This window comes from Xinfangfangia pollutisoli (genome assembly GCF_020179405.1).
In the GTDB taxonomy this organism is placed as follows: Bacteria; Pseudomonadota; Alphaproteobacteria; order Rhodobacterales; family Rhodobacteraceae; genus Pseudogemmobacter; species Pseudogemmobacter pollutisoli.
This window is the reverse complement of sequence record NZ_JAICBZ010000099.1, coordinates 2,051-12,705: the sequence shown is the minus strand read 5'-3', so window position 1 is coordinate 12,705 and position 10,655 is coordinate 2,051. Positions and strand designations below refer to the sequence as shown.

Sequence of the window (10,655 nt, the reverse complement as noted above, 5' to 3'; positions counted from 1 at the left end):
CGGCTCGATCGATTCCGTGGCGCGGCTGAAGCTGATGGCCGGGGCCGATCTGGGCTCGAACCTGATCTATGCCACCGTGCGCGGCGAAGGCTGGCTGATCGTCGCGGCGCCGGGCGGCAAGATGGATGCCGAGCGCCAGGATACCGCCACGCCCCTGGGTCTGGCGATCACCCGGGCGCAGGTTCAGGCCCGCGCGGGCTTTGCCCTGCCCGAGCCGCTGGCCGATCCGATCCTGGACCTGCGGGTGAAATCCGCCACCGCCGGCGCCTATGTGGTGCGCGCGGGCGAATATATCCAGATCCTGGATGTGGATGGCCGGCAATGCACCGATTTCCAGTGCTTCGACGCCCGCAAGGTCGATCGCGGCATCTTCAACCCCTTGGATGTCACCACCACCCGCACGCTGATGGGCCATGCCTATCCGATGCCGGGCCTGCATGCGAAATACTTCGACCAGGACATGACGCCGCTGGTCGAGGTGGTGCAGGACACCTGCGGCCGGCATGACGCCTTCGCCATGGCCTGCACGGCCAAATATTACGACGACATCGGCTATCCCGGCCATGCCAACTGCTCGGAAAACTTCAACGGCGCGCTGGCCCCCTATGGCATCGCGCCGCGCCCGGGCTGGATGGCGGCGAATTTCTTCTTCAACACCGGCATTGACGCCCATGGCGTGATGGTCGCGGATGAACCCTGGTCGCGTCCGGGCGACTATGTGCTTTTGCGCGCGATGACCGATCTTGTCTGCGTGTCCTCGGCCTGTCCCGATGACACGACCGCCGCCAATGGCTGGCACCTCACCGACATCCATGTCCGCAGCTATGCCGCGACCGAGACTTTCCGGCGCGCCTCGGCCTGGCGGGCGACCCTGGACGCAGAGCCCATCATGACCCGAGAGACCGCCTTCCACGAAAACTTCGCCGCCCTGACCCGGGATTTCATCGAATACAAGGGCTTCTGGCTGCCGAATTCCTTCCCCGGCTGCGATCCGGTGGAAAGCTACTGGGCCGCGCGCGAAGGCGTGGTGGCGATGGACCTGTCGGCGCTGCGCAAGTTCGAGGTGACGGGCCCGGATTCCGAGGCACTGCTGAACTGGGTCTTGACCCGCGATGTCACCAAGCTGGGCCATGGCCAGGTGGTCTATTCCGCCATGTGCTACCCCCATGGCGGCATGATCGACGACGGCACGCTGTTCCGCCTGGGCCCGCAGAATTTCCGCTGGATCGGTGGGTCCGACGAGGGCGGGATCTGGATGCGCGAGGAAGCCGCGCGGCTGGGGCTGAACGTGCTGGTGCGGTCCTCGACCGATCAGATGCACAACCTCGCCGTCCAGGGCCCGAAATCGCGCGACTTGCTGGCGCAGATCATCTGGACTCCGCCGCATCAGCCGGCAGTGACCGAACTGGAATGGTTCCGCTTCACCGTCGGCCGGATCGGCGGGGCGCAGGGCGTGCCCGTCGTGGTGTCGCGCACCGGCTATACCGGCGAATTGGGCTATGAGATCTTCTGCCATCCGCGCGACGGCGATGCGGTGTTCAAGGCGGTCTGGGAGGCGGGCCAACCCCTGGGCATCCGCCCGATGGGGCTTGCCGGGCTGGACCTGTGCCGGATCGAGGCAGGGCTGATCTTCGCGGGCTACGATTTCACCGACCAGACCGACCCGTTCGAGGCCGGCATCGGCTTTACCGTGCCGCTGAAGTCGAAGACCGCCGATTTCGTCGGGCGCGAGGCGCTGCAGCGCCGCAAGGACCACCCGTCGCGCAAATTCGTGGGCATCGAGATCGACGGCCAGGATCCCATCCATCACGGCGATTGCCTGCGGATCGGCCGCGCCCAGGTGGGCGAGGTCTGCTCGGCCATGCGCTCGCCCCGGACGGGTCAGCTGATCGCGCTGGCGCGGGTGGATCTGGCGCATGCCGATCTGGGCACCGCGTTGGAGGTGGGCAAGCTGGACGGCCAGATGAAGCGCATCGCCGCCCGCGTGGCCCCCTTCCCCTATTACGACCCGAAGAAGGAACGTCCGCGGTCTTAAGGCACCGCAGCCCGGGGACAGGAGCCCCCGGGCAAGACCCGAGCGCCGCAAACGGCGCCAAAAAAACAGGGGCAAAAGACCCCACACCACAGCGAACAGGGAGTTCACCACGTGGAAAACAGTCTGACGACAGGGGCGTCTTCGGCGCCTGCAGGGGTGTCCACCCCGAGCCAGGGGGCGCTGAAACGCGCGCTCGACTGGCGCGGGGCGTTCTGGGTTGCGGCGGGTGTGCCGCCTTTGGTTCTGTTCTCGATCGGCGGCATTGCCGGGGTTGCGGGCAAGGCGGCCTTTGCCGTCTGGATGGTGTCGATGGTGATGGGCTTTCTGCAAAGCTTCACCTATGCCGAGATGGCCGGCATGTTCGGCAACAAGTCGGGCGGCACCTCGGTTTACGGCGCCACGGCCTGGCTGCGCTATTCCAAGATCATCGCGCCCTTGTCGGTCTGGTGCAACTGGTTCGCCTGGTCGCCAGTGCTGTCCCTGGGCTGCGCCATCGCCGCGGGCTATATCCTGAATGCGCTGTTCCCGATCCCGCTGGCCGAAAGCCAGCCGGTGCTGGACTGGGTCAGCGCGAACCTGGCCAGCTATACCGCGGCGACCCCCGCCGTCGCCGATTACATCGCCGCCAATCCGGGTGTCACGCCCGAGGCCGCGATCCAGGCCGTGGCCGCGGCCGATGGCGTTGCCGCCCTGACCCCCGCCTTCCGCGTCTGGGAAGCCTTCGGCCTGCCGATCCCCGGCCTTGGCACGCTGCATTTCAACTCGACCTTCGTGATCGGCGTCGTCTTGATGCTGGTGATCTTCGCGATCCAGCATCGCGGCATCGCCTCGACCGCGAAATCGCAGAAGTTCATGGCGATGATCGTGCTGGTGCCCCTGCTACTGGCCGGGCTGATGCCGATCCTGAACGGCTCGATCAACTGGATGAACGTCTCGGCCATCGTGCCGCCGACGGCGGCCTATTCGGGCGTCGACGGGTCCTGGGATATCGGCGGCTGGACGCTGATCCTGGGCGCGCTGTACATCGCGGCCTGGTCGACCTACGGCTTTGAAACCGCGGTCTGCTATACGGCCGAGTTCAAGAACCCCAAGACCGACACGTTCCGGGCGATCTTCTTCTCGGGCCTGCTGTGCATGGTGTTCTTCTTCGTCATCCCCTTCGCCTTCCAGGGCTTCCTGGGGCAGGAAGGCATGCTGGCCACCGGCATCGTCGATGGCACCGGCGTGGGCGAGGTTCTGGGCTTCATGGTCGGCGCGGGGCCCCTGGTCGCGCATCTCTTCGTGATCCTGATGATCATGGCGCTGTTCCTGGCGATCATGACCGCCATGGCCGGCTCGTCGCGCACGCTGTATCAGGGCGCGCGCGATGGCTGGCTGCCCAAGTACCTGACCCATGTGAACGATCACGGCGCGCCGACCGGCGCGATGTGGACCGACCTGGGCTTCAACGTCATCCTGCTGGCGCTGGCTTCGGATGCGACCGGGTATTTCTACGTTCTTGCCATCTCGAACGTCGGCTACATCCTGTTCAACTTCCTGAACCTGAACGCGGGCTGGATCCACCGCATCGACAGCCCGCATCTGCCGCGGCCCTGGAAGGCGCCGACCTTCCTGATCGGTCTCAACACGCTTCTGGCCTTCGTCAACGCCCTGTTCCTGGGGGCCGGCGCCAAGGTCTGGGGCTATTCCAACGCGCTGTGGTCGGGGCTGATCTTCGCCTCGTTCATCCTGCCGGTGTTCTGGTACCGCCATTACATCCAGGACAAGGGCCATTTCCCGCGTGAGGCGATGGAGGATCTGGGCCTGTCCGACCATGGCGATCTGGGTCCGCGCCGGGCCGGGTTCCTGCCCTATCTGGCGCTGATCGCCGGGGCGGCGGTGGTTCTCTGGGCCAACTGGTTCTTCCAGCTGCCGGAATGACACGACCTCCCCGCCGCGGGCCACGGCGCGCGGCGGGGGCAAGACTTATCCAAGGGAGAGAGCGAATGACCGCATCATGGAGATTTTCGGCGCTGGCCGACCGCCACCGCGCGCTGGGTTCGGCGCTGGAAGACTGGTCGGGGATGGGCACCGCCTGGTCCTATGACGCCGATCCGACCGCCGAATACATGGCGATCCGCACCAAGGCCGGGCTGATGGACGTGTCCGGGCTGAAGAAGGTGCATATCACCGGCGCCGGGGCCAGCCATGTCATCGACCGCGCCACCACGCGCAATGTCGAAAAGCTGATGCCGGGCCGGGCGGTCTATGCCTGCATGCTGAACGATGGCGGCAAGTTCGTGGACGATTGCGTCATCTATCGCACCGGCCCGAATGCCTTCATGGTCGTGCATGGCTCGGGCCAGGGGTTTGAACAACTGACCATGGCGGCGGAAGGCCGCGATGTCTCGATCCGCTTCGACGACAACCTGCATGACCTGTCGCTGCAGGGGCCGCTGGCGGTGGATTATCTGGCCAAACATGTGCCGGGCATCCGTGACCTGAACTATTTCGGCATCCTGCAGACCTCGCTCTTCGGCGTGCCGGCGATGATCACCCGCACCGGCTATACCGGCGAGCGGGGGTATGAGCTGTTCGTGCGCGGCCAGGATGCCGGCATGGTCTGGGACCGCATTCTGGACGAGGGCAAGGAGATGGGCATCGTCCCCTGCCGCTTCACCACGCTGGATCTGTTGCGGACGGAAAGCTACCTGCTGTTCTTCCCCTATGACAATTCCGAGATGTATCCGTTCGAGGATCAGCCCTGCGGCGATACGCTGTGGGAACTGGGGCTGGATTTCACCGTCTCGCCTGGCAAGACCGGCTTCCGCGGGGCCGAGGAACATTACCGGCTGAAGGGCCGCGAACGGTTCAAGATCTGGGGCCTGAAGCTTGAAGGCGACAAGGCGCCGGGCAATGGCGCGCCGGTCTTCCGCGATGGCAAGCAGGTCGGCGTCGTGACCCAGGCCATGCATTCGCCCCTGAACAACTGGACGGTGGCCATCGCCCGCCTGCCGGTCGATTGCGCCAATGCCGGCACCAAGCTGACCGTGCATTGCGCCGAGCATGGCGAAATCGCCGCCGTGACCTCGCCCATGCCCTTCCTCGACCCCGAGAAGAAGGTCCGTACCGCCAAGGGCTAAGCCCCTGGCCGGGCGCGGGCTGGCCCGTTTGGGCCCCGCGCCCGGCCCCGATCCGAAGGAAAGGCCGCCGCAATGCCCCCCACTGCCTTCACGCCCTCGATCCCCAGCCGCCCGGTCTATCCGGGGCTGGTGTCGCGGGGTGCCACGCCTGCGCTGATGCTGGCCGATGCCGAGGGCGCGCTGGCCCTGGCCGATCTGGCCGCCAGCGACCCCGCGGTGATGGACCGCGCCCATTTGATCTATATTCCCGCCGGGTCCGACCATGGCGCCCGCCTGCAGGCGCTGCGCCCGGCGCAATTCCATCAGGCCCCCAGCTTCGCCACCGCCCTGCCGCGGCTGCGCAAGGCGCTGGCCGATGCGCATATGGGCACGGTCCTGTACCTGGCCGGAACCGAGGGTCTGATCGGCCAGGGCCTGGCCGAGGCGCTGGCCGCCGGCCTGCCCGCCGATGCGATCCAGTCCGAACATCGCGGCTCCATCGCGCGGCGGATGCAATGCGTCCATTGCAAGGGCGTGACCGAAGACGTCACGACCGACCCTTTCACCTGTTCGCATTGCGGGCTGACACTGTTCGTCCGCGACCATTACTCGCGCCGGTTGGCGGCGTTTCAGGGCGTCTGCGTCGATGCCGAAGCCCCCGGCGACATTCCCGAGACCCAGGAGATCCGGCCATGACCGCCCGCCTTCTGCGCGTGGCCAAGATCACGCCGCTGTCGCCGCTTGTGACCCGCTTCCGCTTTGAATGCCCCGAGGGCGGGACCTTGCCGCTGTTTTCCGGCGGGGCGCATGTGGTGGTGGAAATGCCCGATGGCGGCCTCCTGCGCCGCAACGCCTATTCGCTGATCTCGGACCCGATGGATGGTTCGGGCTATGAAATCGCCGTGCGGCGCGAAGATGCCGGGCGCGGCGGATCGCGCTTCATGCACAGCCGCGTCGCCGAGGGCGACACGCTGCGCATCGGCGCGCCGGTGAACCTGTTCTCGCTGGATCTGCGCGCGCGCAAGCATGTGCTGATCGCCGGCGGCATCGGCATCACGCCCTTCCTGGCGCAGCTGCGCCAGCTGATCCGGCTGCAACTGCCGTTCGAACTGCATTACGCCGCGCGCAGCCGGGCCGAGGCGGCGGGCCTGGCCCTGCTGCCCGATCTGCCCCAGGTGCATGCCCATATCTCGGACGAGGGCAACCGGATGGATCTGGGCGCGATCCTGGCCGGGCAGCCCTTGGGCACGCATGTCTATACCTGCGGCCCCGAAGGCCTGATCGACGCCGTCGCCGAGACTGCCACCCGGCTGGGCTGGCCCAGGGGCGCGCTGCATTCCGAAGCCTTCCTGTCGCCGCCGCCCGGCGCGGCCTTCCAGGTGCGGCTGGCCCGCAGCGGCAAGACGATCACCGTCGCCCCGCATCAAAGCCTGCTGGAAGCGCTGGAAGAGGCCCAGGTCGACGCGCCCTGGCTGTGCCGCGGCGGCGCCTGCGGGCAATGCGAAACCGTGGTCCTGTCCTGCAAGGGTCGGATCGAGCATCACGACCATTTCCTGACCGATGCCGAGAAAGCCTCGCAGACGCGGATCATGCCCTGCGTTTCGCGCTTTCAGGGCGAAGATCTCACGCTTGACCGATAGGGGGTGCCATGACCATCCGGTTCAACGACGAAACCTTCCGCGACGATTACACCTTCCACAACTCGCCCGAAGCGGTGCGGCGCTTTCCGTTTCCCTTCGATCATGACAGCTACATGTATTCCGTCAACATCGAGCCGCATCGCCGCGGCCAGGCGGGATCGGTGTTTCAGCATCGCTTCGACGTGGATGAACATTACATCGCCGAGATGCGCGACCGCGAGATCACCCTGAAGGACGATCCGCTGCGCTGCCAGTCGCTGCCGCATATGGAACTGGCGGGCTGGGATTTCCTGGAACTGGTGATGACCTGCAAGGCCGAGGATTACCCCGACCTGTTCAGCCTGACCCGCGACGGCGACCGCTGGCACTGGATCAACCGCCCCTTGGGCATCGACCAGCGCTTCACCTTCCTGGATGCCACCACGCTGCCTTGCGGGCCGATGGAATACATCACCCGCCAGACCCAGGGCGACCATGCGCTTCTGGACCAGCGCGAGGGCAATCTGTGGATGGATGCCGGGATGATCACCAGCCAGGCCGACTGGTCGCTGGATTTCGACATCGGGATGAATTTCTTCGAATGGCACGCCCCGGTGCCGAAGGCGGCCGAGATGGGGGTGTTCCAGCGCGCGCTGAAATTCCTGCTGAACCTGCAGCAGGGGGCGCCGGTGCGGCGGCTGAACTGGACCATGACGGTCAATCCGCGGCTGGATACCAGCCCCGAGAATTACCACAAATGGGGCCCGGAAAAGCGCACGCTGACGCCAGAGACGGTGGGTGCCAAGCAATATCTGCGGGTGGAATTGCAGACGCTGTGGCGCCTGCCGCGGTCAAACGCCGTGGCCTTCCCGATCCGCTGCTATCTGTGCGCGCTGGAAGACATCGTGACCGTGCCGAAATGGGGCCGCCGGCTGCATCGCGTCTTGCGCGACCTGCCCGAGGAACTGGCGACCTATAAGGGCTTCAGCGTCAACCGGCCGATGATCGTCGACTATCTGTCGAAATTCGACGATGGCGCACCGACCTCGCCGGGGATCTTCCCCGATCCCTGACCGTCACAGATAGCGGCCGCCGCGTTCCAGCACTTCGATCTGATAGCCGTCGGGATCGGCGATGAAGAAGAAGCGCGCGATCACCGTGCCGCCCGGCGCGAAATCCACGATCTTGCGCGGCGCATGGCCCAGGGCCGTCAGCCGCGCATGTTCCGCCGCCAGATCCGGCACCGACACCGCAAGATGGCCATAGCCATCGCCCAGATCATAGGGCTCGACCCGGCCCTTGTTCACCGTCAGCTCGACCTCGAAGCTGCTTTCGGGGTTCGACAGATAGATCAGCGTGAAGGTCTCGAAATCCAGCCGCTCGGCGATCTGCAGGCCGAAGCAGTCTGCGTAGAAGCGGATCGAGCGCGCCTCGTCGAGGACGCGGATCATGCTGTGGATGGCCTTTGCCATGGCGGTCTCCTTGCGGCGGGATGGGCCTGCATTCCCCGCAGCAGCGCCCGGCGTCAAGACCCGCGATGCGCCCCGCCGGCGCGGCCCGGCGCATTTTCGTGGCGGCAGGCCGGCAAAGCCTGCTAACCCGGGCCAACCCCGATTGCGCCGAAGGAGGGCCGCATGACCCCGCTTTACGATTTCCGCTCTGACACGGTGACCCGGCCCGATGCCGCGATGCGCGCCGCCATGGCCGAGGCCGAGGTGGGCGATGCCGTCTATGACGATTGCCCGACCACGATCCGGCTGGAATCCCTGGCGGCCGAGCGGCTGGGCAAGGCGGCGGCGCTGTTCTTCCCCAGCGGCACCCAGTCGAACCTGGCCGCGCTGATGGTGCATTGCGCGCGGGGCGACGAATATATCGTCGGGCAGATGGCCCATACCTATCGCAACGAAGGCGGCGGGGCGGCGGTTCTGGGCTCGATCCAGCCGCAGCCCTTGCCGAACGAGGCGGACGGCACCATCGCGCTGGCGGCGATTGCCGCGGCGATCAAGCCCGACGATTTCCACTATGCCCGCACCCGGCTTCTGGCGCTGGAAGACACGTTCAACGGCCTGGCGCTGCCCGATGCCTATCTGCAAGAGGCCACCGCGCTGGCGCGCAGCCGCGGGCTGGCCTGCCATCTGGACGGCGCGCGGATGATGAATGCCGCCGTCGCAACCGGCCGCGATCCGGCCTGGATTGCCGGGCAGTTCGACACGGTCTCGCTGTGCCTGTCAAAGGGCTTGGGCGCGCCTGTAGGCTCGATCCTGGCCGGGTCGCGCGACCAGATCGAAGCGGCGCGGCGGCTGCGCAAGATGCTGGGCGGCGGGATGCGGCAGTCGGGGATCCTGGCGGCGGCGGGGATCCATGCGCTGGAGCGCAACATCGACCGCCTGGCCGAGGATCACGCCCGCGCGCAGCGGCTGGCGGCAATTCTGGCGCGCTATCCGCAGCTGGGGGCGGGGCCGGCGCGGACGAATATGGTGTTCATGACGCCAAAGGGCATCGACACGCGCGCCTTTCTGGACGCGCTGGCGGCGCAAGGCATCGCGGTCGGTGGCTATGACACGCTGCGTTGGGTCACGCATCTGGATCTGGACGACACGGCGCTGACGGCGGTTGCGCAGGTCTGCGAGGCGTTCTTCGCGTCTGAGCGGGCGGCTTAGCGGCAAAGCGCGGGATCGGGCCAGAAGGCGCTGCATCCGGGCCGTATTCCTGCCCGAATCACCCGCATGATCGGAACAATCGCCGCCACAGGGCGGCATTGGTTCTGGTGAGAGTGTAGTGATGATGGCCCAGATGATCCCGATGCAAGAAGGCCTGACCGCCTTCCTGCTGCCCGAAGGCCCCGCGATGTGGCATGAATTCGCCCTGGGGCTGGATTTCGCCGATCCGCATGCGACGATCGACCTTCTCTTGGCCGCCGATGCCATCACCGCGCGCCCCGATTGCGACCGCGCCACCGCGGCGCTGATCCTGGCCCGCGCCGTGGCCGCGGGCTTCCATCGCGGCGAAGTGCCCCTGGGCTTCGTTCCGGGCGCCGCCCGTGCCTTCACCGCCCGCCTGACCGCCGATCTGCGCGCCGGCCGCTTTGCCCAGGGCCGCCTCGCCCTGCCGCCCGAGGCGCTGCGGCTGGTCATCCGCATGCTGGGCCCGCGCGGGCCCGTGCCCCTGCCGCCGCTGGCGCTGGGCAGCCTGCCGCACCGCCCGCGCTTCGGCTTTGCCGGCTGGCATCCGGTGGCGCTGGCGGCCCCGGCGCTGCGCGTCTCGGCCTGAGCCGCTCTTGCAATCGCGCCCCTGCCCCGCTAACCCCGGGGCGCATCGACAAGAGGCGCGGCGATGGACCTGAACCAACTTCGTGGGAAATATATCGAGGCCGTGGCCGGTGCCGCGGGCGAGGCTGCGCTGGAAGAGGTGCGGATCGCGGCCCTGGGCAAGAAGGGCGAGATCAGCGCCCTGATGGCGACGCTGGGCAAGATGGACCCGGAAGAACGCAAGGCCGCCGGCGCCCAGCTGAACGCCCTGAAGGATGAGATCGACGCAGCCCTGCGCGCCCGCAAGACCGCGCTGGCCGATGCGGCGCTGGACGAGCGGCTGCGCGCCGAATGGCTGGACGTGACCCTGCCGGGCCGGCCGCGCCGGATGGGCACGATCCACCCGATCAGCCAGGTCTGGGACGAGCTGACCGCGATCTTCGCCGATATGGGCTTTTCGGTCGCCGAAGGCCCGCAGGTCGAAAGCGACTGGTACAATTTCGACGCGCTGAACATCCCGCCCGAGCATCCCGCCCGGCAGGAACATGACACGTTCTTCATGGCGCGCGCGGAAGGCGACAACCGCCCGCCGCATGTCTTGCGCACCCATACCTCGCCAGTGCAGATCCGGTCCTTGCAAGCCAATGGCGCG

At 67.0% G+C, this 10,655-nt stretch carries 10 protein-coding genes; 9 read left to right on the top strand and 1 reads right to left on the bottom strand.

What is annotated here, in order from left to right:
- From K1Y73_RS19275 to K1Y73_RS19250, 6 genes are all read left to right on the top strand, one after another.
- Window positions 1-2,035: DUF1989 domain-containing protein (locus K1Y73_RS19275; protein ID WP_225029932.1), on the top strand; the 2,035-nt coding region annotated here is incomplete at its 5' end.
- Between the two features lie 156 nt (window positions 2,036-2,191).
- Window positions 2,192-3,955 (top strand): APC family permease, encoded by a 1,764-nt coding sequence (locus K1Y73_RS19270; RefSeq protein WP_225029931.1) that lies wholly within the window; start codon window positions 2,192-2,194, stop codon window positions 3,953-3,955.
- 65 nt (window positions 3,956-4,020) lie between these two features.
- A complete protein-coding gene (locus K1Y73_RS19265; RefSeq protein WP_225029930.1) occupies window positions 4,021-5,157 on the top strand; it encodes an aminomethyltransferase family protein in 1,137 nt (378 codons plus the stop codon).
- Window positions 5,158-5,229: 72 nt separating this feature from the next.
- Window positions 5,230-5,832: a dimethylamine monooxygenase subunit DmmA family protein gene (locus tag K1Y73_RS19260; RefSeq protein WP_225029929.1), complete on the top strand. Its 603-nt coding sequence runs from the start codon at window positions 5,230-5,232 to the stop codon at window positions 5,830-5,832.
- Window positions 5,829-6,776 (top strand): PDR/VanB family oxidoreductase, encoded by a 948-nt coding sequence (locus K1Y73_RS19255; RefSeq protein WP_225029928.1) that lies wholly within the window; start codon window positions 5,829-5,831, stop codon window positions 6,774-6,776. The genes K1Y73_RS19260 and K1Y73_RS19255 overlap by 4 nt, the downstream gene beginning before the upstream one ends.
- A gap of 8 nt (window positions 6,777-6,784) precedes the next feature.
- Window positions 6,785-7,828 carry a heme-dependent oxidative N-demethylase family protein gene (locus K1Y73_RS19250; RefSeq protein WP_225029927.1) on the top strand — a complete coding sequence of 348 codons (1,044 nt, stop codon included), beginning with the start codon at window positions 6,785-6,787 and terminating at the stop codon, window positions 7,826-7,828.
- Window positions 7,829-7,831: 3 nt separating this feature from the next.
- Here the strand turns inward: K1Y73_RS19250 and K1Y73_RS19245 are convergent, their stop codons facing one another.
- Window positions 7,832-8,227: a VOC family protein gene (locus K1Y73_RS19245; protein WP_225029926.1), complete on the bottom strand. Its 396-nt coding sequence runs from the start codon at window positions 8,225-8,227 to the stop codon at window positions 7,832-7,834.
- Between the two features lie 162 nt (window positions 8,228-8,389).
- On the opposite strand from K1Y73_RS19245, the gene ltaE reads away from it, so the two are divergent.
- From ltaE to K1Y73_RS19230, 3 genes are all read left to right on the top strand, one after another.
- Complete coding sequence (gene ltaE, locus K1Y73_RS19240) at window positions 8,390-9,415, top strand: low-specificity L-threonine aldolase (RefSeq protein WP_225029925.1); 1,026 nt, start codon at window positions 8,390-8,392, stop codon at window positions 9,413-9,415.
- Between the two features lie 133 nt (window positions 9,416-9,548).
- Window positions 9,549-10,025 carry a DUF4274 domain-containing protein gene (locus K1Y73_RS19235; RefSeq protein WP_225029924.1) on the top strand — a complete coding sequence of 159 codons (477 nt, stop codon included), beginning with the start codon at window positions 9,549-9,551 and terminating at the stop codon, window positions 10,023-10,025.
- 63 nt (window positions 10,026-10,088) lie between these two features.
- The coding region (locus tag K1Y73_RS19230; protein ID WP_451923588.1) for a tRNA ligase subunit PheS family protein at window positions 10,089-10,655 on the top strand (567 nt) is incomplete at its 3' end.